Here is a 21,789-nt window from a genome sequence, read left to right as displayed (position 1 = left end):
GGGTATGTTTTTTTACAAGCAGCATAAAAATCTGGAGGGAGGCTGTTGCAGGTGGATGAATTAGATATTGCATTCGGTATTTTACCGTTAGGGATTATATTGATATCGGTTGCCGGGACTTGTGTTTGTAAAAACGTGTATCTCATGCCAATGCTTAGTCTGCTCATTTCTTTAGTGCTCACTTTTACCATTTTTAACGAATCATTCTTAGGGTGGGTTGTTGTCTATAGCTTGGTTTCGCTGGCTTTATCCTATATCACATTGATTGTGATCAGGAAAAGAAAAGCTTCAGGAAAATGAAAATGCCCCACTTTCTAATATATTGTTGACTATGGCAACTATATTTGATTATAATTGACTTAATCAACGATATAAGAAAGTGGGGATGAGTTTGAAAACCAGCGAATCAACTGTCGGTTTAAAATTCAGAAAGTTCAATCGATTCTATACAAATGTTCTTGGCTTCCTTAATGAGCACATTTACGACAGTCCGTTTTCCTTAACAGAAACACGGATTTTATTTGAAATTTATAATACGCCCAATTGTACGGCAAAAGCCCTTCAGGATAAGCTTGGGCTTGACCGGGGATATGTCAGCAGGATGTTGAAACTGTTTGAAAAAGAAGATTTGATCTATAAACAGAAGAGCAAAGCTGATGCGCGCCACCATTATATTTATGTCACGGAATCAGGAAAAACGATTTATAAAAAGTTGGAGGAGAAAGCGAACGAACAAGTAGAACTGATGCTGAAGGAAATTGACCAAAAGGACCAGCACAAGCTTGCGGAGGCGATGGCAGAAATTGAAGCGATCCTTTCACAGTCACTAACTTCCAGAACGTCAGACATATCGATTAGAGATTATTTTCTTTCGGATGATCTTCAAATCCTCATTGAAAAACATAGACAATTTTATGCGGAGGCGCATGGCTGGGACGACACGTTTTTAGCTTATCTTCATGAGACATTTGATGCGGAAATCGAAAACATATGGATCGCGGAAAGCGGCGGGAAATTTGCCGGCTGTGTGGGCTTGGTCAAACATGATGAAAAGACTGTGCAGCTCAGATGGTTCCTGGTTGATGACGATTTTCGGGGCAGACGGCTCGGCACTCAATTGCTTGAGCATCTGGTTGCATACTGCAGGGAAATGAGGTTTGAACGCATTTTCCTTTGGACGGTGAGCACCATGGCTGAGGCCCGTCCGCTCTACGAAAAATTTGGATTCAGGGTAAGTGAAGTGAAAGAAGAAGCGCCATTATGGGGGCAGCGTCTGACAGAAGAACGGTGGGATTTGGATCTATCATGAAAAGGCTGCATTATGCTTGGATCATCGTTTCCGTCACCTTTTTGATCTTATTGGCCGTTCAGGGGGTGCGCTTGTCGTTTGGTGCGTTTGTGGAGCCGTGGGAACGGCAATTTTCAATGGATAGAGGCACCATCTCGCTGATTTCTACGATAAGCTTTATTGTCTATGGCATATCTCAGCCTGTGATCGGGCGGCTTGTGGATAAATGGGGTGCTCGGGCTGTTTTGTCATGGAGTGCGCTGCTGACAGGAGTCAGTATTTTCTTAACATACTTTGTCACTTCGCCTTGGCAGCTGTTTTTGCTTTATGGATTAGGTGTCTCGCTTGGAGTTGGCGGGGCATCAAATGTGGCAGCAAGTGTGTTGGTCGTCAATTGGTTCAGCAAAAAGCGGGGACTAGCTTTTGGGATCATGGAAGCAGGCTTTGGCGCTGGGCAAATGCTTCTCGTTCCCGGCTCACTCATGCTGATCCATTGGTTTAGCTGGAAGTTGACGGTTGTGGTGTTAGGGCTGCTGTTAATCGTGATTGTCTTTCCGGCTGCAATGCTGATGCTGCGAAACAATCCTTCAGAAAAGAATGCAGAGCCGATAGGCGGGCTTGCGGCTGCGGAAAAAGAAACAGCGCCCAAAACAACTGCTCTTTCAGTGACCGGGATGTTTCGGATGAGGCAATTCTGGTTTTTGATGTTGCCGTTTTTGATCTGCGGATTTACGACCGTGGGGCTGATGGATACTCATTTGATTCCCTTTTCTCACGATCACGGCTTTTCAACGACAGTCACCAGTGCCGCTGTCAGTCTGCTTGCCGGCTTTAATATCGCTGGCATCTTACTGTCCGGAATTGTAGCGGACCGGTGGAGCAGCCGGAAAATCCTGTGCTATTTATATGCGGTGCGCGCGCTGTCGATTGTGATTTTAATTTACAGCCACGAGCCTTACTTGCTTTTAGGCTTTGCGATTTTGTTTGGATTAGTGGACTTCGCCACGGTAGCGCCGACTCAAATGCTCGCCACCCAGTACTTTCAAAACTACTCGATCGGCCTCATGATCGGCTGGCTGTCGCTCGCCCATCAAATCGGCTCGGCACTCGGCGCGTATATACCTGGCGTCATCTATACGGTAACGGGTGAATATACACTGGCTTTTTATTTGTCGATCGGGATGCTTGTGCTGGCGAGTGTGATGAACGTGTTGCTGAGGGAGCCCGCGGCGGTCACGCGTGACAGTGCGGCTGTGGTGGAGAAGCTGTAAGAGAAAAGCATCTCTTCTTTTATTCAGAGATGCTTTTTTTGTATTTCTGTTCTAATACGAAGTCAATCATTCCGACAATGCGGGTGTTTTCGGATTTTTGTTTGAAGCGGTCAGAGATTTGAACTTTTCTTGAAAATGGGAAAACAACAAAAACCCAAAAAAGGCCGATCAAGGCAAAAAACATTTGTACAGTTAATTCTATTAATTCATTAAAACGAGTGCTGAAAAAATAAATATATAACGTTACGAATGTCACGAAACAAACGATTTTGACGGTGTGTTTGAATGTGAGTTGTGGTTCGCTAAAGAATACTTTTAATTGATTCAGCATGATGGAGTCATGTTTGTTTAGGAAAATCAAAAGTTCTTTATCATCTTTTGCATGTTCTAAAATAAACTTCGCTGCTGTATCGGTTTCTTTATATGTGTGTAGGTCTTTATTCAATACATACATCTCCTAAGTATAGAAATTGCGCATTTTATTTTCTTATTTCAAGGTGAAACAATTTGATGTTAACTAGTATAATAAGCAAAGCCAGTAACATAGCAGATAGTTCGGTAGAATAAAAAATAGATGCCGTTAAGCATCCATATGACATCCGTTCTCCACCAGCTTCGCTTTCGGTTTCAGCTCTGAAATGTAGAGGCCTAAAAGTGTAAGCGCACCTCCTGCGAGAGCGATCCAGGTCATGTTTTCGTGCAGGATCAGGATGGAGGCGGCGATTGTGATGACTGGGACCATGTAAATATACGCGCTGGATTTGACGGCGCCGAGCACGCCGACTGAGTAATTCCATGTGGCAAAGCACAGGGCGGAAGCGCCGATGCCGAGGAAGAGCATGTTGAGTACATTTGAAGCAGATGAAAATCGGCTCAGGTCAAAATGAAAATCGAACAAAAATAAAGCGGGAACCATAAACAACAAACCGTACAAAAACACTCTCTGTGTCAGCTCGATGATATGAAAATCGTAAGCGCTTAATTTTTTCATGAATATCGAATAGCCTCCAAACACGATAGCGGCTCCGACTGCCATGATGTCACCGAACGGATTCAGCCGCAGTACGACATTGCCATTGAACGTAATCAATAAAAGCCCGATCAGTGCCGCCCCAAAACCAATGAAAAAAGTCAGCCGCAGTTTTTCGCCTTCAAGCAGAAAGTGGGCCAGTACAGCCGTGATCATCGGGATAATGGACACGATCATGCCGACATTTGAAGCGTATGTATACGTAAGGGCTATATTTTCTAATAAAAAGTAAAGTGTTACGCCAAATAAACCTGCCCCGGCAAATAACAGCTCCTGCCGCCAGTTTTTGAACGGTATCATTTTGGGACGTACGAGAATAAGAGCAATAAAGCCCATCAAAAACCGGTAAAATAATATTTCCATTGGCGTAAAGTCAGTCAGCAGAACCTTTGTCGAAATAAAGGTGTTCCCCAAACCAGAATGGTCGCAATGGCTGCGGTATGCCCGGCCGTTTCTCTTTGTGTGCTCAAGCTCATCTTTGAAGCTCCTTTTCAAAAATCTTCATGTATTGCTTCGGCGTCAGCCCCACCTGCCGTTTGAAAAACTTCGTCATATGGCTTTGATCGCTGAATCCTGTCTGAAAAGCCGCATCGATCGGTCTTACCCCTTGTTCAAGGAGTTTTTTCGCTTGATTAATCCGGATTGTCTCCAGGTAACTATTAGGCGTAATTCCTTTTTGTTTTGTAAATGAACGCAATAAATGATATTTGCTCCATCCTGTTAATTCACTCAAATCATTGAGCGTAACGTTCTCAGCGTAATGTTTTTCTAGAAATCCGCAAACCATTTTGACCTCGTCGGACGGTTCGGGAATGCTGCTGAGGAACGTGACGTCAGAATAACGGCGGATCAGCTCTTCCAGCAGGTGAAGAAACAGCTCCTCCTTGCGCAAAGCCTGCTTTTCTCTGGATATCAACATATGCAATTCCTGCAGGCTGGCTGTCAGCTCGTGGCGGAATAACACATGCTGGGAGAAATACGGGAGATGTCCTGTGCCAGTAATCTCTTCCACCGCCTTCTCCATGACATCAGGCATCACATTGATACACCGATAATCAAGCGTCCGCCCGTCAATCTGCTCACAGCTATGCGTGTCACGGGGGTTAAAGAGGAGAAGATCACCTGGATTGATGACGTATTCTTGACCCTGACAGGCCAGATACCGCTGTCCTTTTTCAATAAAGCCAATCACATAATAATCGTGAAAGTGGTTCGGGAATTTTTGCATAATCCCTTTAAAGCGGTAGGCTTCTATATGAAGGTGCGGGTCAAGCTGCAATGTGCGTGTTTCGTTTTGCATGGGATGCCTCCTGTCGGTGTGATGGTCTTGGGTTAAGTGTAGCATGATTTTTGGGGATTTCTTGTATGATGTTGCTGTTTGGAATAGAGAAAGCAGACCGTGATTGGTCTGCTTTCGTTACCTTGTATGATTAAGTGTTTTAACAAAAATCAATATTTCCATATTACTCGATAATCGCTTTATCTGCACAATACTCGTAGAAATTGTTTATTAACTTATCAATATCTTGCTTACGAGCCATTTCGTTTAACCAATCTTCTGGGATTGCATCCATCTTATAATACATACCCGCTATCGATCCTGTTATAGATGCTACCGTATCAGTATCTTCTCCTAGGTTGACTGCAGTCAGTACTGCTTCGGTAAATGAAGAGGTAGTGCCGAAACACCATATTGCCGCTTCTAAAGTATGAACGGCATACCCGTCTGATCGAATTTCTTCTCTTGGTGTATTCAAAAAACGTTTGTCAAAAATTCTTTCATAATGGGTTAGCTCTTTATGGTATATATGTTCCTTTGCAAAATTCTCATCGAAAAGCTCTTTCACTTCTCTTAAAGATGTATCAATTGAATTGTTATAGTATAGCCTTAGTAATAGCTCAACATAAATAATGGAACCAACTATAGCACGCGGATGGGCATGGGTTATTTCAGTGTATTTCTTGATCATCTCCGCTTTTTTTACAAAATCAAATTCTTTATGTAAAATAAACACTAATGGTGAAATTCTCATTAATGCTCCATTTCCGTTATCAAACTCTGACTGACCGCCGCATTCTTCTGACAGAACACCTTTCCTAAATCGGGTAATCGCTTCAGCAGTCGTCCTTCCAATGTCAAACATTTCGCCATACGGCGTCCAATAGCCTTCGTCTTGATACTGTTTAAATTTCTGCATCAAATTGTTGGTACTTCCTTCTTCAACTACATTCTCCATCAGACACAAAGTCAGCGATGTATCGTCAGACCAGGTTCCGGGAGGTTGATTATATGTGCCGTATCCAACTATATCCTGTATATGAAATTCTCCTCTTGTTTTAAATTCAACTGGAACTCCTAACATATCTCCAATAATGCCACCGTATATTGTTGGGAGTACTTTGTTTTTTATATTCAGTTTAAGGAAGCTCTTATTGTCATCTTCCCATCTATCTATCATTCTTCTGCCTCTCATTTTTTCACCCACTTAAATTAAGTCTAAAACAATATGTAACTTATTGCTGCTGTCAACATGTGCGCTTTTAATTACCATCTCTTGTCCAAAATTTAAAAGTAACTCAGCTTCATTTGGGAAATGACTTATCTTTCCGAGATAAGCTGCATTAGCTCCTGCTGGAATATTTATTTCCCATGAGACTTTCATGTGTTCAAAGGATGATTCTTTAACAATTGCAGTACTTACAAAACCGTTGTCTCTAAAAGTCTTCCCAATTAGTGATTCAGCATTAATGTCTCCATATTTGTCAACTTCAATTAATGACTCTAAAGGTCTGAGGTCTGTCCCTCTATAAACTTGTAAATTGTGTGGAACTCTCGCTTTATCCAGCCCATTCTTTATATTATAGATTGTATCTAAATCAATGCCATCTAAAGAATCACTAATTCCTCTTAAATAATCATTTATTTTCTTATAATCGTCACCAGTATATTGCTTAATAGCATGTTGTTCACGTGGAGTTAATGAATTAATCCAATCGTCATAATGCTTGCTTCCCCATTGGTGTGCTTGTTCTACTGTATTAATATCACGTGTAATTTTAGAATTTTCACTTGGTCCTACGCCACCTGATTTGCTTTGATCGCTACTATTAATATTGACAAAGTTTTCATGTTTGTTATCAAAATTCTTCTCAAGTTTCGATATAGGGTTTTCAATATTCCCAGCACCCTGTATTGCAGGTTCTAGATGATTGTTACTTGGCAATGTGAAATAAGGTTTTGTTTTATCAGTAATGTTCTTTGCTAAAGATTTATGATCGTTCACAAAAGCTTTTGTTTCCTTTGTCACGAATTTCCCGGCTTTTGTTGCTGATGCCACTTTTCCGAGTCCTTTGGCTCCAAAAAGGGAAGCAACTGCGTAAGTGATGTAGTGGGAGCGGCTGTAAACATCACCATGAACCATATTGTCGTTCCAAGATGTTTTGAATGAATCGACCATGTATTCAAAAGTTTCGGGCGCGCTATAAATGACATTTTGGAGTTCCTGTCCGGCTTTGACTTGTTCTTCGATGCCCATCCTACCCTGTGCTCTATACGACCATACAGCAAGATCGTAAGCACCGACTGCGAGGTTGCATGCACCGGTGACGATATCTTTTCCGGCATCCCAGAGCCCGACAATTACACCTTTTCCGCCTTCGACAAGCATTCTTCCTGTTTCCTGCTGGGCTTTCATTTGAACAATGCTTGAATAATATTGTAATTGCTCAGCGCTCAGGTTGTCAGTGCCAATCTTGTCTGCAATTTTCAAGTATTCATCAGGGTCAGTAGTTTTGTCGAGTTTTTTCTTGAGATACTCGATTTCTTCCTGTTTTTTTGCTTTGATGAACTGCTGGGCTTGTTTGTGAATATCTTCTTTGTTTTGATAAGCGTCTGTTTCGTGAAAGGCTTTTGCGTTAAAGCTCATTGGATTTGTGCTTCCGCCTTTGCTGGTGGCGCCTGTCAGTGCTTCGAAAAATGCCTGAACCTCATGTTCCACTGCTTCGGAGGCCTCGTAATCACTGTTTAGTTTCTCATCAAGGTCATGCAGATGTGTAATCGTTTTTTTTCGTTTTTTATCTGTTTTATCCAGTTGATAAGTGACTGTGGAATTGTCAAAGAGGGACAACGGCAAAATGTCATCAATTGAATTCAGGATTGATTTTATTTCTTTATGCTGTGCATCTATAATGCCGTCTGCTTTAACAAGACCGTTATGCAGTTCATTATCGAGATAGGATTCCTCAACGTATGCATCGTCACCGAATGTTGCTTTCTCAATTGCGGCTGGCATGTTTTTGAAAAAGGCGATTCTCATGTCAATGAGGTCCAGCCACAGATCCGCTCCTGCCGCTTGTTCCTTATAGAATGCTTTAATTGCGTTAGCACCCTTGCCTGTCATGGCATCATCCAAGTTTGCCATCTCTTTGAACTGTTTCTTTAGAACAGCCATATGCTCTCTCAATGTTTGATAGGCTTTAAGGCGCGTTTCGGCAGTTTCTAAAATCGTATTTGCTTCAAATATTTTCAATGTACTGTGTCCTTTCGCCTGAATTTCCCTGTAAATATGGTACCATGGTGAATTCAGGAAAGGAGTGAAAACTGAAAAAACAAGAAAAAAGGTACTTTTTTACTGATTCTTTTTAATCATTTTACTCATAGACAGGAAAAGCTGCTGGAATCAACATCCGCACCAATTTTCGCCGGCTTCCCGCCCTGGTTTTTGTGAAAATGGATTTCAGGTGATCCTGCACGGTATATGCGGAAATGTGCAGTTCACCTGCGATTTCTTTTGTGGAAAGCCCTCTGATCACACAGCTGGTGATGTCTTTTTCACGTTTTGTCAGATTGAATGCATCAGATAATATCATCAAGGTTTCGGCTGGGGACGCTGGTTCGAATGAGACGGCGATTTGTTCCGTGATTCCAGTCAGCCGGCTTGCTTTCAAGGAGAGGCAGGGCTGGCCGGGGATTGTCATGAGAACCTTGGCTGTTTCAGTTGTTCTTGCTTTCGTGCTGACGGCGCGAATCGGTTTAGGCAGTATATCTTCGTTTATATTCTCCCACTCACGCAGGATATTGAGCCAATGGCGGGCAGGCTGGTTATAGGAGAGGATGTCAAGTGCGTGAGAAAGAATCAAAATACCCGCATCAGGTGTTTGCTCAGATATATTTGGAGAAAGTGCGAGCCTGAACCGGCGCATCGCTTGGCCGATTAGCGGGACCAGATCTGCCATAACACGGCGTTCTTCTTTTTGAAAGTGAGGTTCCTTAATCCCGCGGAACAGGGACAGATGACCCCAGTATTCCCCTTGGTCCATGAAGACAGCCCGGAGCTCATCGCCAAACCCGGCAGGCTGTAAGATATCCGTATAGCGCTTGCTTTTCTGTAAATCACCGCCTGTCGCTTCACTTAAAACGGCCGCCGTTTGTTTTGTGTGTATGAGCGCTGTGTACTGGTTATAGTCCTGCTGCCCATACTCGGATTCAAACAGCTGCGGATGGATGCTTTCGATCTGGCTGTCTGTGATGGCTCCGGTCGAAAGCAGTGTATCCGGATCAACGGCGGTGAAGCAGGATGCGGCGAATGGGATAGATGTTTTGAGTTCAGCAATGACCGCTTGTATATAGGGTGGAAATGATGCGGAAACCTGCTCCAGCTTAAGTTTTTCTTATTTTGTCTTTTTTAATAAAAATTTATTTTTCGAATATTTCAGTTATAATGGTTGGGAAACAGATAGGAGGGGCAGAGATGTACCAATCGAAGAAGGTTTTGTTGTTAGGTTCAGGTGAGTTAGGAAAAGAGGTAGTGATTGAAGCACAGCGTCTTGGGGTGCATACGGTGGCGGTTGACAGTTATGAGCATGCTCCGGCGATGCAGGTCGCGCATAACAGCTATGTCGTTGATATGCTGGATCGCGAGCAGATCAGAACTATCGTTGAGAAAGAAAAGCCGGATTTGATTGTGCCTGAGGTTGAGGCGATCGCGACGGATGAATTGCTGAAGCTTGAAGAGGAAGGATTTTACGTCATCCCAAATGCGCGTGCGGCGAAGCTGACGATGGATCGGGAAGGCATCAGGCGGCTTGCGGCGGAAACGCTCGGACTTGCGACGGCTGGCTATGAATTTGCGAATACATATGACGAATTTGTACAAGCGGCAGCTCAGATCGGCTTCCCTTGTGTCGTTAAACCATTGATGAGTTCTTCTGGAAAAGGCCAAAGTGTATGCCGCTCTGAAGCGGATTTAGCAAGCTGCTGGGAGACGGCGATGGAAGGCGGACGGGTGAAAAACGGTCGCGTGATTGTTGAGGAGTTTATTCCATTCGAATCAGAAATCACGCTCTTAACCGTACGTGCTGTCAACGGGACGACATTTTGCGAGCCGATCGGCCATGTGCAAAAGGACGGAGACTATATCGAATCATGGCAGCCGCATCATATGACAGAGCAGCAAAAGGTAGAAGCGAAGCATATTGCGAAAGCCATTACGGATGAGCTTGGCGGATACGGTCTGTTTGGCGTTGAGCTGTTCCTTGCGAAAGATAAAGTGTATTTCAGTGAGGTATCTCCTCGTCCGCATGATACGGGTCTTGTCACGCTGGTGACGCAAAATTTGTCAGAATTCGCGCTGCATGTCCGGGCGATTCTCGGTTTTCCGATTACAGAAATCACCCAGCTTTCTCCTGGCGCCAGCCGGCCCCTCAAAGCACCGGAAGAATCAGCGGACTACACTGTTGAAGGCCTGGAAAACGCGCTGGCAGTACCGAAGACACAAGTTCGCGTCTTTGGCAAGCCGATAACGAAAGCCGGACGCCGTATGGCGGTTGCGCTTTCTGGGGCAGATACAGTCGAAACAGCGAGAGAGAACGCAAAGAAAGCGTTGGATCAGCTATCTATAAAGTAGAGTTTAAGCGGGCCTTTGTCATGTACAAGGCCTGTTTTTTTCATCCTCCATAAAAGTTTTATCATAAGAATCAGAAATGTGATTATAATGTAAAAGTCTTCCATGTATAAGAGTGGTTGACACAAAGGGAGGGAGATGGCTAAAATGAAATTAGTTTCAACATTCAGAAAAAAATGGTTCACTGGTTTAACGGTTTTATGTTTGGCATTGGCAGCAGCGGTATCTTTCGGCGCACCGGCCAAAGCGGCAGAGAATCCGCAAACTTCTGTTTCCAATACCGGTAAAGAAGCTGATGCCACGAAAAATCAACCATCAAAAGCAGAACAGGTTTCCGCCCCTTATGAGGGAACCGGGAAAACAAGTAAATCGTTATACGGCAGCACGGAACTGGCAAAAGACATTCAAGCCTTACAGCCTTCAAGTATCATCGGAACCGATGAACGCACCAGAATCTCCAGTACTACTTCTTTTCCTTACAGAGCAACTGTTCAACTTTCAATCAAGTATCCCAACACTTCAAGCACTTATGGATGTACCGGATTTTTAGTCAATCCGAATACTGTCGTAACGGCTGGACATTGTGTGTACAGTCAGGATCACGGATGGGCTTCAACGATAACAGCCGCGCCGGGCCGCAATGGTTCGTCATATCCATATGGAACTTATTCTGGCACGATGTTTTACTCCGTCAAAGGGTGGACGGATAGCAAAAATACCAATTATGATTACGGAGCTGTTAAATTAAACGGTTCTCCTGGAAACACGGTTGGCTGGTACGGCTACCGGACAACAAACAGCAGCAGTCCCGTGGGTCTTTCCTCGTCAGTGACAGGATTCCCGTGTGACAAAACATTTGGCACGATGTGGTCTGGTACAAAGCCGATTCGATCCGCTGAAACGTATAAGCTGACCTATACAACTGATACGTACGGCTGCCAAAGCGGCTCGCCTGTGTATCGAAACTACAGTGATACAGGACAGACAGCTATTGCGATTCACACGAACGGGGGATCGTCATATAACTTGGGAACAAGGGTGACGAACGATGTATTCAATAATATTCAATATTGGGCAAATCAATAAATACAGCAAATTAGCTATTTTCATGTCTATTTTGTTTTTATGCGGATGCAGTTCACAGACGCATTCTGCTCAGAAAGAAACCCCTATACCTGTCACTCTTCATGTGGAGGATGCCAAGGGGCTGCCGGTTGAAGGGGTTCAAGTGACGATTGTCGCAGCACCGGTCTCAGATCAGGAGCCGAGTATAGAGATTGGCGAGATACTTGGCAAAACAGACAAAAATGGAGACATCAAATGGGATACCGGCAAAAAAGGTGACTACTCAGTCGCTTTGACGAAGGGTGAAAAATCAGTAACCCATCACATCTCATTAACTGAGGATAAAAAAGATAAGGTCATTCCATTAGTTTTCAAAGAATAGGCGGTTTCCTTGATTTCGAGGAAACGGCCTTTTTTTATCACAGAAAGCCAAACTATATATATATACTGGAAATTTATAATATGAGATAATGATAAATAGGTATTTTTTCTTACGAGATAAAAGGAGCATTATCCTTTATTTTATATCAATCAAACCCGGAGGAAAAAGAAGAAGATGACACAAGATTCGATGCAGCTTGCCTCGGCTGAAAGCGGTCTTCGCTTTTACCAGGCATATGATCAAAGCCTTTCTTTGTGGCCGATTGAGTCGGAAGCATTCTATGTTTCTACTCGTTTTGGCAAAACACATATCATGGCAAGTGGGCCAAAGGACGCACCTTCGCTCGTTTTGCTTCACAGGGGGCTCTTCAGCTCTCTTATGTGGTATCCGAATATCGCGGCGTGGAGCAGTCAATATCGTACATATGCGGTCGATATAATAGGAGACAAAAATAAAAGTATACCGTCAGCTGCTCTGGATACGAGAGCAGGTTGCGCAGAATGGCTGAAAGACGTCTTAGATTCGCTTGAACTTGAGACCGCACACTTGGCAGGCCTCTCGCTGGGGGGTTCCCATATCGTGAATTTTTTGCTCCAATCGCCTGAAAGAGTAGAGCGGGCGGTTGTGATGAGTCCTGCTGAAGCATTTATATCATATTATCCAGATGTCTATAAATTTGCTGCGGGCCTTACGGGATCAAGAGGAACTGAGGCCTATATCGAGTGGATTACGGATAGCCGTTATGATCTGCATCCTGCGCTGCAAAGACAAATTGTGGCGGGTGTGGAATGGCAGGATGAACAAAGAAGCCTGAAGCCGACAGAAAACGGCTTTCCGTACGTGTTCACAGACCGGGAATTGAAATCGATTGCGGTCCCGATGCTGCTGATGTTCGGTGAGCACGAGGTCATGTACCATCAGCAAATGGCTTTAGAGCGGGCTTCAATATTGGTGCCGGGAATTCAGGCTGAAATCGTGAAGAACGCCGGGCATTTGTTATCTCTGGAGCAGCCAGAGTACGTCAATCAACGAGTCTTGTCCTTTTTGAACGAAGAATAAAATTGTCAGAAACATGAAAAGAATGGCATTCATTGTTCAAAAGGTAAAAAATGTTGTATAATAATAGAATTTGAATGCTGCTTTTTGCGGGGCATTTTATGTTATCATGCTTAATAGAGAAAATTTTTCCTGTAACGCTATTCGATCCATAACGTCGAATAATGATAGATGGTTTTACAATTGGAGGTTTGGTTACACTGTGAATTATATCCCCTGTATGATTACGATAGGAAATTTTATTTGCGGACTGCTGGCGATTCATTCCTTGTTATATCACAACATTCATTCAGCAGTGCTCTTCATTTTTACCGGCATGCTTCTCGATTTTTTTGACGGGATGGCTGCACGTAAGCTGAATGCCGTTTCTGATATGGGAAAAGAACTGGATTCGTTTGCCGACCTAGTGACGTTTGGCGTGGCTCCTTCAATGCTTGCTTACAGTGTCGCATTATACTCTCTTCCATTTATCGGGATTTTATGCGCATTGACGTACAGCATTTGCGGAATGCTTCGCCTCTCTAAATTTAACATTGAACAAAGTAAGCTTCCGACATTTATCGGAATGCCGATTCCATTTGCGGGCATGTGTCTTGTGATTCTCAGCTTTACCTATAACCCGATCCTGCTGGCGATCGGCACTTGCGGACTTTCATATTTAATGGTGAGCAAAATTAAATTTCCTCATTTTAAAAAACACGCGGCAGAAAACCTGGAGTCCGGGAGATGGAATTAGTTCAGCAGCTCATAGCGGATTACGGTTATCTCGCTATTTTTTTGATGCTCGTATTAGGGATTGTTGGATTGCCGATACCCGATGAAGTGATGATGACTGTCGTCGGCTACTTTACGCATACGGACGTGCTGAATTATGAGCTTTCGATATTCATCAGTTTTGTCGGGGCTTTGTCAGGTATGCTGATCAGCTACATGATCGGCAGAAAAGCCGGTCGCCCATTTATCGACAAGTACGGCAAGTGGGTCGGATTAAAAGAAAAGAGAATGATGAAAGTGGAAAAATGGATGAAGAAATACGGTCCATATTCGCTTATTTTAGGTTATTTCATACCCGGCGTCAGACATATGACGTGCTACTTTTCGGGAATCGGCAAAATGGAGCTGAAAACGTATATTGCGTTTGCGGCAATCGGCGCCTTTTTATGGTGCTTTATTTTTATTACAATCGGAAGGGTTATAGGGATTATTCATGTTTAACACAGCTGTAAAGATTCTGTATCGTTCATTGATAGAGCTGACGAATCATCGTCTGTCATCCTATCTGATTAAAGGATTTTGCGAGTCTAAAATCAGCAAACCGGTCATTCCGCTTTTCTCAAAACATTTTCGGCTAAATTGGGATGATGTTGACGGTACGGCCGCTGATTACGGTTCGCTGTCCGAATTGTTCATTCGACATATTAATCTGGAGCGGCGCCCTGTTTCAAAAGAGTTGCAGGCGGTGGTCAGCCCTGTTGACGGTGTGGTGCAGACGGTGGGAAAAATCAACCCGAATCAAACCTTTACGGTAAAGGGAAAAGATTATTCATTCGCTGAGCTGACCGGCTGTAAACGCGCGGACCATCAATACAACGGCGGTTACTTCGTCGTGCTGTATCTAAGCCCGCGGCATTATCACCGTTTCCATTCCCCAATCAGCTGCAGGTATCAAAAGCTGGCCGAGCTCGGAAATCGTTCATACCCGGTAAATCAATTAGGGTTAAAATACGGAAAAGATGTGCTGTCGAAAAATTACCGGTTTGTGTACGAGCTGAATGGCGGCAGTCGAAGTGTCCTGATGATTCCTGTCGGCGCGATGAATATTAATTCTATCGTGCAGACGAGTACACGGGACGAGCTGGAGATCGGCGAAGAGCTGGGATACTTTTCATTCGGCTCAACCGTCATTTTGATTTTTGAAAAAGACGCGTTCAAGCCGGCCGCCAATTTAACAGAAGACCAGGAAGTCCAAGTCGGAGAACTGATAGGTTACGAAGAGTAAAAAGAGGGGCTCGTCTAAACGAAGCGCCTCTTTTTTTTGGAAGGAAGTGAGACTCATGGAGAAACAAATCGCCAGCTGGATCACAGATTATCAGAAAACAGGAGATGAAGCCGTCCTGCGGAAAGTGCGGGAGGCGTGCTGGCCGATCATTGAAGCGATTCTGCAAGAAATGGCAACGGATGAGGCACTGGCGAGCGACCTGCACAAGAAAGGAATCGAGCGGTTTCCGTTTATCATCAGCAAATACCAAGCGGATGTGCAGCTTTCAGTAGAAACATTTTTACGAAATACGTATCGGTTTTACTTTCATCAGGTGATGAGAGAATCCAGTGAAAGCTTCTTTTAATAAGAGAGGCTTTTTTTGCTGGTGGAAAAAGGAAACTTTTTCTATATCAATCTCGTAACTACTAGAGAACCTTGCAGAAAAGGAGAGATAGAATTGAAACGAATGATAGTGAAAATGGCTCTGCCGCTGCTGATTGTCTGTCTGGTGTTTTCTTTTTTTTCAGCCTCAGCCCGTGCTGCTTCTGAAGAAAAACATTGGGAGCGCTGGATTGAACGATATGCGCGTCCACTGGATTCTTCCGATGCTTCAAACAAAGACCTTCGCTTTCTGAAGAAGGTGCTGAAGGGAAAACGAATCGTTCAGTTAGGAGAAACCACACACGGCGCTGGCGAAATCAATGCAACAAAGGTCCGCATGATCAAATACCTCCATGAAGAATTAGGATATGATGTTTTGGCATTCGAGTCCGGATTTTCGGATACAAATACATCCTACCTTAATATGGGCCAATCCACCTCTAAGAGCACGATGAAAAACTCCATTTACGCCGTTTGGCACACAGAAGATGTCGTTGAACTGTTTGATTACATGAAAGAGCAAAAAGAGAAAGGCGATCCGCTGATCCTCACTGGCTTTGATATTCAAAGCATGAAGAATTCATTCAATGATGCTGCGAATCAATGGGTGAAGGCGGTGAACCCGGAAAAAGCTGAGCTGCTTTCCCAATCAGAAAACGATTTTTCAGAATTGGTGACTGGCAGCAGCACCTTTGAGGAATTTACGCAAAAGAAGGAAGTGCTGGTGAAAAACTACGGTGAGCTTATTCAATTCGCAGAAACACATGCATCGAAGTTAAAAACACAACTACCGAAAGAGCCGAAAGCTTATGAGATGTTTATGCATTCTCTCCAGCTGCGAATTGACGTAATGGAAACGTATATGCCTCAAGAAATGAAACAAAAGCTAGAGGATTATCCGGAGAATTTAGAGGAGTTTCCTTTCGTTTTAAGAGACCGCATGATGGCTGAACAATTTCAGTGGGTAGCGGAAACCCTTTATCCGAAAAAGAAAATCATTGTCTGGGGCCACAATTACCATCTCCGCAAACAGAATACGAAAATGGTTAAGGATATGACACAGGCAAACACTCCTAATATGGGTGATTATTTGCCGGAGCGGCTGAAAAAACAAACATATACGATTGGCATTTATGCATATTCAGGCGCCAGTCTTGATAGCTCAGACAATAAGACCGTTACGCCGGTCACAAGCCCGCCGCCGACTGGAAGTCTCGAAGCATTGCTGAAGGCTGCGGACCATCCAGCTGTGTTTGTTGATTTTCTCCATACAAAAAACAAGAAAGGCACTTCGTGGATGTATACCCCGCGGACAGCACTCTATTGGGGGTTCATGGAAGAGCGAATGATCCTAAAGGAGCAATATGACGGTGTCATTTGGCTGGAGCATATCACGCCATCTGTCATTATCAAGTGAGCGGCGTCCCCTGTGATAAACAGGGGATTTTTACATATCGCAAAAATCATCAAAACATATAAGCCGTGATCCATTATTCTAAAAAAGAAAGGAGATTGAAGCGTGCAATGTACTATGAAAAAGCTGTCCAGAAAACGATTGATTGGATTGAATCACATTTACATGAGCAAATATCAAATGAGGATATTGTAAACGTTTCAGGCTTTTCAAAATTCCATTTTCATCGGATTTTTCAAAAAGAAGTCGGCATGTCGGTTGCTTCTTATATTCGGTTAAGGCGTCTTGCGAATGCAGCGGCAGCTTTGCTTTATACAGATCTTCGCATTATTGATATTGCTTTGTATTATCAGTTTGAATCTCAAGAAGCATTTACGAGGACGTTCAAAAAGCTGTATCACATGCCGCCTGGCGCATATCGAACATTTATGAAGCGTTTTACTTCAAAAAAGGAGGAATCTTACATGGAGAAAAAAATGAAGAGCTGGGTTTTGAGCGGGAGCCATCCGTTCCAATTCGAAATGGGAGTTGACCGGGAAAATGTACATCAGGGAAAAGCTTCAGGGTATTTAAAATCAACGATGGTACAGGATATCGGTGAATTTGCGACGATGATGCAGCAATTTAAAGCAGATCGCTATCTAGGAAAAAGGCTTCGTCTATCAAGTTTTATCAAAACAAAAGAAGTGCAGCATTTTGCCTCACTTTGGATGCGGGTTGACAGTGCTGCTGATGACGTTCTCCAATTTGATAATATGAGCAACAGACCTATTACCGGAACAACCAATTGGAATCATTATGCTATCGTTTTAGATGTTCCTGAAAATAGCGCTGTGATATCCTTTGGTGTCCAATTATCTGGGCCGGGTCAGGTGTGGATGGATCATGTTGTTTTTGAAGAGGTAGATGAGAGCGTTCCTTCAACAAACCTTGAAATGCCGGGAGAACTTTTAGATGAACCGGTAAATTTATCTTTTGAAGAGGAACTACAAAAATAGTTTTCAGATAACTACTGTTATTAGTAAGTTAATGGAAAATACTTTTCGCTATTAATAAACCCTTGTGCCGCGTGGGTTTGTAAGAGCTTGGATATTTTTATCAGTCTGTGCGGATATGTTCATCTTTGCGGCATTTTCCTGTATGATATAGTAAGAGTGTGCATAGCAACTAACTATAATTGAACAGGGTGTTTAAATCATGGAAAAACAATACAGAGTATTACTTTACTATAAATATGTTCCGATTGAAGATCCAGAGGCGTTTAGAGAGCAGCATTTGGCTTTTTGTAAGGAGCTTGGTTTGTTAGGCCGTATTCTTGTTTCTTCTGAAGGAATTAACGGTACGGTATCAGGTACCGTTGAACAGACTGAAAAATATATGCAAACAATGAAAGCTGATCCTCGTTTTGCGGATATGGTATTTAAAATTGATGAGGAAGAAGGCCATGCGTTCAAAAAAATCTTCGTCCGCCATAAGGAAGAGCTTGTAACGCTACGTCTTGAGGATGATGTGGATCCGAATGAAACAACGGGACAGCATTTGAAGCCTGCGGAATTTTACGAGAAAATGCAGGACCCAAATACAATTGTGCTCGACGCGCGTAACGATTACGAGTATGATCTTGGCCATTTCAGAGGTGCTGTCCGTCCTGACATCGAAGCCTTCCGTGAATTGCCTGAGTGGATTGAAGAAAACAAAGAGCTGCTTGAAGGCAAACAGATTTTAACGTACTGCACGGGCGGCGTGCGCTGTGAAAAATTCTCAGGATGGCTGATGAAGCAAGGTTTTGAAGATGTATCACAGCTTGACGGCGGAATCGTGACATACGGAAAAGATCCTGAGGTGCAAGGCAAGCTTTGGGACGGCCAGTGCTACGTCTTTGATGAAAGAATCAGCGTGCCTGTCAACCGTGTCGAGCATGTGGTTGTCGGAAAAGACTGCTTTACAGGTGAACCGTGTGAGCGTTATGTGAACTGCGCAAATCCATCTTGCAACAAAAAAATGATATGCACACCGGAAAATGAGTATAAGTATATGCGCAGCTGCAGCCACGAATGCCGCACGAACTCAAGAAACCTGTATGTCAAAGAGCACAATATGACAGAAGAAGAAGTCATCGCAAGACTGGCAGCGATTGAAAAAGAAGATCACGCTGCTGCTGAATAAGAGAAAGAACACCTTGTATTCAAGGTATTCTCAGATGTTGACAAAATCCTAAAACATTTCGTTTCGGGATTTTGTCCTTTTTTATTTTGGCGGTGAAGTTTTCATGTGCCAACGAAAACATCACCAGCAGGAGGGATTTTTTACTTTATTTGAATGTGCTTCATCTCTTCTTCAGATGCATTTGTGAAAATGACCGGTGTTACAGCTGAAGCGGCATGCTGTTTGATGTAATCAAGATCAAATGTGAGAAGCAGTTCGCCTTGTGTGACGGCTTGTCCGCTCGTGACATGTGCTTCGAAGCTTTTCCCGTTTAATTTGACTGTATCAATGCCGACATGAATCAGGATTTCAATGCCGCCGGCGCTCATAAAGCCGATGGCGTGCTTTGTCGGAAAAATGGAGACGATTTCGCCGTCTGCTGGGGCAATGACTTTTCCTTCTGATGGATCAATCGCAAACCCCTCGCCCATCATTTTTTCTGAAAAAACTGGATCCGGCACGTCCGTTAAAGAGACTGTTTCTCCTTTGAGCGGATAAATAAAGGATTCGTCAGAAGCGGGAATCTGTTGTATGTCAGTTTCCGCATCCAGCGCGGCGGCTGTATCAGGCACACCTCCAGCCATGATCGTTTTGATGTCGTCTTTTAAGGCGTCGGATTTTGTTCCGAATATCGCCTGGAAGTTGTTGTTGACTTCCAGCACACCTACTGCGCCAAGCCGTTTTAATTCATCCTTGCTGACTTGGTTTGGCTGATGAACGGTCACACGGAGCCTTGTAATACACGCATCCAGGTTCGCGATATTTTGCTGTCCGCCTAAGGCCTGCAGCACATGAAAGGCAAGCTGGTCTTTTGCAACAGGCGCTTTTGCCTCATTCTGATCGGCTTCATCTGTTTCACGGCCCGGCGTTTTTAAATTCCATTTCAAAATCGCAAATCGGAACAAATAATAATATATGAAAGCAAATACGATCCCGACAGGAATGACAACCCAGCCGTTTGTCGACAATCCGTAGTTTAAGACGTAGTCAATTCCGCCGCCTGAGAACGTATAGCCATGGCGGACATGGAATAAATCACAAACGACAAAGATGACGCCGGCGAGAATAGAGTTAATCAAATAGAGCACGGGCGCAACGAACAAGAAAGAAAATTCAACCGGCTCTGTAATGCCTGTCAGCATAGATGTGAGCGCGGCAGAAATCATCACGCCGGAGATCATTTTCTTCTTTTCCGGACGCGCGGTATGGATAATGGCAAGTGCAACTGCCGGCAGACAGAAAATCATGTAAGGGAAATCTCCCATCATAAAGCGCCCGGCTGTCGGATCTCCCGCGAAAAACCTTGTCAGATCGCCGGTTATGGTATTTCCTGTTGACGGGTCTGTGTATTCTCCCATCATAAAATAGAAAGGTGTATAAAAAATATGATGCAGGCCAAAAGGAATCAGCAACCGATAGATCGTTGCATAAAAGAACAGGCCGACCGTTGAATCGGCAATTAAACTGCTGGCAGCGTTAATCCCGTTTTGGATTAGCGGCCATACCAATGAGAAAATGACGCCGATCACCAATGAACTGATGGAAGTGATAATTGGGACAAACCGTTTTCCTGAAAAAAATCCAAGGACAGGATGCAGTTCAATTGTTGAAAAACGCTTATATAAAAAGGCGGCAAGAAGCCCGATGATGATTCCTCCGAATACGCCCATATCAATCAGGTGCTCTGCTCCTTCATACGGAGGCTGAAGGCCAAGTAATTTCCCCATGTTGTCGAGGGTAACGGTTAAAATTAAATATCCGATGACAGCGGCAAGTCCGGCTACACCTTCGCCGGCGGCTAAACCGATCGCGACCCCCACGGCGAAAATCAGCGGCAGATTATCGAATACAACACCGCCCGCATCCTTTATAATAGGGATATTCAGTAAATCCTTGTCACCGAAACGGAGCAAAAGACCGGCTGCCGGCAGGACGGCAACCGGGGTCATCAATGCACGGCCAAGCTGCTGCAGAATTTGAAATGCCTTTTTAAACATGATAATCTCCTTTTATTGTTTTATGAGTAGGATGTATTCTTTAATTTGCTGGCTGCTTTTTGATCTGTGATAACGGTTACATGATTGTGTTTTTGAAGAATGGAGGCCGGTACATCTGTCGTGACAGGGCCTTCAGCCATCTTTTGAATGGCATCTGCTTTTTCCTCGCCGTTCGCTAAAAGCACAATATGTTTGCTGAATTTCATGATGGTTTTAATGCCCATTGAAATTGCGAGTCTCGGCACCACCACAGGATCACCGCCGAAGAATCTGGCATTTGCCTGTATCGTGCTTTCTGACAGCTTAACAACTCGTGTTCGACCCTCAACATCAGAACCCGGTTCATTAAAACCGATGTGGCCGTTGGCGCCGATGCCGAGAATTTGAACATTAATGCCTCCCGACTGACGGATGAGATCCTCGTAGATCATACATTCAGCCTCAAGCTGCGGATTGTCTCCTTGCGGGATATGGATATGGTCAGGCTGCATATTGATATGCTGAAAAAGGTGCTCATGCATAAAATTGTTATAACTTTGCGGATGAGATGGAGAGAGGCCTGCATATTCATCCAAATTAAATGTAGTAACCTTTGAAAAATCAATTTCGCCTGACTGATAGTCTGAAATCAGCTGCTTGTACAAGCCGACCGGCGTGCTTCCTGTTGCCAGGCCGAGAACGACATCTTTCTTTGCCTGTACATGTTCCTTGATTATGTTAGCGCTTAGCTTACAGAGTTCTTCATAATGCTCGGCGACAATAATTTTCATGCGACACCCCCCAAAGAGATAGACAAGCACCATATTTGTTACAATCA

Annotated in this window: 21 protein-coding genes and 1 pseudogene; 14 read left to right on the top strand and 8 right to left on the bottom strand. The window is 43.8% G+C overall.

Annotated features, from left to right (window positions below; all coding sequences use genetic code 11):
* Positions 1–51 precede the first annotated feature (51 nt).
* The 3 genes from ACMX2I_RS20790 to ACMX2I_RS20780 all read left to right on the top strand — a co-directional run bounded on the left by ACMX2I_RS20790 (position 52) and on the right by ACMX2I_RS20780 (position 2,559).
* Complete coding sequence (locus ACMX2I_RS20790; RefSeq protein ID WP_003241403.1) at positions 52–300, top strand: YbeF family protein; 249 nt, start codon at positions 52–54, stop codon at positions 298–300.
* A gap of 91 nt (positions 301–391) precedes the next feature.
* Entirely contained in the window at positions 392–1,309 is a 918-nt protein-coding gene (locus ACMX2I_RS20785; RefSeq protein ID WP_414958219.1) for a bifunctional helix-turn-helix transcriptional regulator/GNAT family N-acetyltransferase, read from the top strand.
* The gene (locus ACMX2I_RS20780) at positions 1,306–2,559 is read left to right on the top strand and encodes an MFS transporter (protein ID WP_289348996.1); all 1,254 of its coding nucleotides are present in this window, start codon (positions 1,306–1,308) and stop codon (positions 2,557–2,559) included. The genes ACMX2I_RS20785 and ACMX2I_RS20780 overlap by 4 nt, the downstream gene beginning before the upstream one ends.
* 19 nt (positions 2,560–2,578) lie before the next feature.
* Here the strand turns inward: ACMX2I_RS20780 and ACMX2I_RS20775 are convergent, their stop codons facing one another.
* The 6 genes and pseudogenes from ACMX2I_RS20775 to ACMX2I_RS20750 form a co-directional block, all read right to left on the bottom strand.
* The gene (locus ACMX2I_RS20775; protein WP_414958218.1) at positions 2,579–3,004 is read right to left on the bottom strand and encodes a hypothetical protein; all 426 of its coding nucleotides are present in this window, start codon (positions 3,002–3,004) and stop codon (positions 2,579–2,581) included.
* 135 nt (positions 3,005–3,139) lie between these two features.
* Positions 3,140–4,059: pseudogene (locus ACMX2I_RS20770) on the bottom strand (DMT family transporter).
* A 2-nt stretch (positions 4,060–4,061) separates the two neighbouring features.
* Positions 4,062–4,889 carry an AraC family ligand binding domain-containing protein gene (locus ACMX2I_RS20765; protein WP_414958217.1) on the bottom strand — a complete coding sequence of 276 codons (828 nt, stop codon included), beginning with the start codon at positions 4,887–4,889 and terminating at the stop codon, positions 4,062–4,064.
* 163 nt (positions 4,890–5,052) lie between these two features.
* Positions 5,053–6,063: an ADP-ribosylglycohydrolase family protein gene (locus tag ACMX2I_RS20760; RefSeq protein ID WP_414958216.1), complete on the bottom strand. Its 1,011-nt coding sequence runs from the start codon at positions 6,061–6,063 to the stop codon at positions 5,053–5,055.
* Between the two features lie 12 nt (positions 6,064–6,075).
* Positions 6,076–8,118, bottom strand: coding sequence for a T7SS effector LXG polymorphic toxin (locus ACMX2I_RS20755; RefSeq protein ID WP_414958215.1), 2,043 nt, complete (start codon positions 8,116–8,118; stop codon positions 6,076–6,078).
* 121 nt (positions 8,119–8,239) lie between these two features.
* Positions 8,240–8,824, bottom strand: a complete 585-nt coding sequence (locus ACMX2I_RS20750) for a helix-turn-helix domain-containing protein (RefSeq protein ID WP_414958214.1) — start codon at positions 8,822–8,824, stop codon at positions 8,240–8,242.
* Positions 8,825–9,339: 515 nt separating this feature from the next.
* Here ACMX2I_RS20750 and purT point away from each other — a divergent pair.
* The 11 genes from purT to ACMX2I_RS20695 all read left to right on the top strand — a co-directional run bounded on the left by purT (position 9,340) and on the right by ACMX2I_RS20695 (position 18,936).
* Positions 9,340–10,494 (top strand): phosphoribosylglycinamide formyltransferase 2, encoded by a 1,155-nt coding sequence (purT, locus tag ACMX2I_RS20745; protein WP_414958213.1) that lies wholly within the window; start codon positions 9,340–9,342, stop codon positions 10,492–10,494.
* Between the two features lie 144 nt (positions 10,495–10,638).
* A complete protein-coding gene (gene mpr, locus ACMX2I_RS20740; RefSeq protein ID WP_414958212.1) occupies positions 10,639–11,577 on the top strand; it encodes an extracellular metalloprotease Mpr in 939 nt (312 codons plus the stop codon).
* Positions 11,540–11,938, top strand: coding sequence for a YbfJ family protein (locus ACMX2I_RS20735; RefSeq protein WP_414958211.1), 399 nt, complete (start codon positions 11,540–11,542; stop codon positions 11,936–11,938). Before mpr ends, ACMX2I_RS20735 begins: the two co-directional genes overlap by 38 nt.
* A gap of 174 nt (positions 11,939–12,112) precedes the next feature.
* Entirely contained in the window at positions 12,113–12,997 is an 885-nt protein-coding gene (locus tag ACMX2I_RS20730) for an alpha/beta fold hydrolase (protein ID WP_414958210.1), read from the top strand.
* A 199-nt stretch (positions 12,998–13,196) separates the two neighbouring features.
* Positions 13,197–13,730, top strand: coding sequence for a CDP-diacylglycerol--serine O-phosphatidyltransferase (gene pssA, locus ACMX2I_RS20725; RefSeq protein ID WP_087991794.1), 534 nt, complete (start codon positions 13,197–13,199; stop codon positions 13,728–13,730).
* Positions 13,721–14,209 carry a DedA family protein gene (locus ACMX2I_RS20720; protein WP_087991795.1) on the top strand — a complete coding sequence of 163 codons (489 nt, stop codon included), beginning with the start codon at positions 13,721–13,723 and terminating at the stop codon, positions 14,207–14,209. Before pssA ends, ACMX2I_RS20720 begins: the two co-directional genes overlap by 10 nt.
* On the top strand, positions 14,202–14,993 hold the full coding sequence (locus ACMX2I_RS20715) for a phosphatidylserine decarboxylase (RefSeq protein ID WP_414958209.1): 792 nt from the start codon (positions 14,202–14,204) through the stop codon (positions 14,991–14,993). Before ACMX2I_RS20720 ends, ACMX2I_RS20715 begins: the two co-directional genes overlap by 8 nt.
* Positions 14,994–15,048: 55 nt before the next feature.
* Positions 15,049–15,339, top strand: coding sequence for a hypothetical protein (locus ACMX2I_RS20710; protein ID WP_414958208.1), 291 nt, complete (start codon positions 15,049–15,051; stop codon positions 15,337–15,339).
* A gap of 93 nt (positions 15,340–15,432) precedes the next feature.
* Entirely contained in the window at positions 15,433–16,773 is a 1,341-nt protein-coding gene (locus ACMX2I_RS20705; protein ID WP_414958207.1) for an erythromycin esterase family protein, read from the top strand.
* Between the two features lie 107 nt (positions 16,774–16,880).
* Complete coding sequence (locus ACMX2I_RS20700; protein WP_414958372.1) at positions 16,881–17,768, top strand: helix-turn-helix transcriptional regulator; 888 nt, start codon at positions 16,881–16,883, stop codon at positions 17,766–17,768.
* 199 nt (positions 17,769–17,967) lie between these two features.
* The gene (locus ACMX2I_RS20695; RefSeq protein WP_087991800.1) at positions 17,968–18,936 is read left to right on the top strand and encodes a rhodanese-related sulfurtransferase; all 969 of its coding nucleotides are present in this window, start codon (positions 17,968–17,970) and stop codon (positions 18,934–18,936) included.
* A 140-nt stretch (positions 18,937–19,076) separates the two neighbouring features.
* On the opposite strand, the gene ptsG is transcribed toward ACMX2I_RS20695, so the two are convergent.
* A complete protein-coding gene (ptsG, locus tag ACMX2I_RS20690; protein WP_414958206.1) occupies positions 19,077–20,972 on the bottom strand; it encodes a glucose-specific PTS transporter subunit IIBC in 1,896 nt (631 codons plus the stop codon).
* Between the two features lie 20 nt (positions 20,973–20,992).
* A complete protein-coding gene (gene nagB, locus ACMX2I_RS20685) occupies positions 20,993–21,742 on the bottom strand; it encodes a glucosamine-6-phosphate deaminase (protein ID WP_414958205.1) in 750 nt (249 codons plus the stop codon).
* Positions 21,743–21,789: the final 47 nt, after the last annotated feature.

Origin of the sequence: Bacillus sp. SW14 (assembly GCF_047608225.1) — a bacterium.
Lineage (GTDB): Bacteria > Bacillota > Bacilli > Bacillales > Bacillaceae > Bacillus > Bacillus subtilis_G.
The sequence above is the reverse complement of the archived record's forward strand: the minus strand, read 5'-3'. Positions and strand labels throughout refer to the sequence as shown.

Excerpts from the sequence above, each read along its gene's own strand:
- ACMX2I_RS20780 (WP_289348996.1), top strand. The coding sequence starts at position 1,306 with ATGAAAAGGCTGCATTATGCTTGGATCATCGTTTCCGTCACCTTTTTG.
- ACMX2I_RS20765 (WP_414958217.1), bottom strand. The coding sequence starts at position 4,889 with ATGCAAAACGAAACACGCACATTGCAGCTTGACCCGCACCTTCATATA.
- ACMX2I_RS20760 (WP_414958216.1), bottom strand. The coding sequence starts at position 6,063 with ATGAGAGGCAGAAGAATGATAGATAGATGGGAAGATGACAATAAGAGC.
- ACMX2I_RS20750 (WP_414958214.1), bottom strand. The coding sequence starts at position 8,824 with ATGGCAGATCTGGTCCCGCTAATCGGCCAAGCGATGCGCCGGTTCAGG.
- purT (WP_414958213.1), top strand. The coding sequence starts at position 9,340 with ATGTACCAATCGAAGAAGGTTTTGTTGTTAGGTTCAGGTGAGTTAGGA.
- mpr (WP_414958212.1), top strand. The coding sequence starts at position 10,639 with ATGAAATTAGTTTCAACATTCAGAAAAAAATGGTTCACTGGTTTAACG.
- ACMX2I_RS20735 (WP_414958211.1), top strand. The coding sequence starts at position 11,540 with ATGTATTCAATAATATTCAATATTGGGCAAATCAATAAATACAGCAAA.
- ACMX2I_RS20730 (WP_414958210.1), top strand. The coding sequence starts at position 12,113 with ATGACACAAGATTCGATGCAGCTTGCCTCGGCTGAAAGCGGTCTTCGC.
- ACMX2I_RS20720 (WP_087991795.1), top strand. The coding sequence starts at position 13,721 with ATGGAATTAGTTCAGCAGCTCATAGCGGATTACGGTTATCTCGCTATT.
- ACMX2I_RS20715 (WP_414958209.1), top strand. The coding sequence starts at position 14,202 with ATGTTTAACACAGCTGTAAAGATTCTGTATCGTTCATTGATAGAGCTG.
- ACMX2I_RS20710 (WP_414958208.1), top strand. The coding sequence starts at position 15,049 with ATGGAGAAACAAATCGCCAGCTGGATCACAGATTATCAGAAAACAGGA.
- ACMX2I_RS20700 (WP_414958372.1), top strand. The coding sequence starts at position 16,881 with ATGTACTATGAAAAAGCTGTCCAGAAAACGATTGATTGGATTGAATCA.
- ACMX2I_RS20695 (WP_087991800.1), top strand. The coding sequence starts at position 17,968 with ATGGAAAAACAATACAGAGTATTACTTTACTATAAATATGTTCCGATT.
- ptsG (WP_414958206.1), bottom strand. The coding sequence starts at position 20,972 with ATGTTTAAAAAGGCATTTCAAATTCTGCAGCAGCTTGGCCGTGCATTG.
- nagB (WP_414958205.1), bottom strand. The coding sequence starts at position 21,742 with ATGAAAATTATTGTCGCCGAGCATTATGAAGAACTCTGTAAGCTAAGC.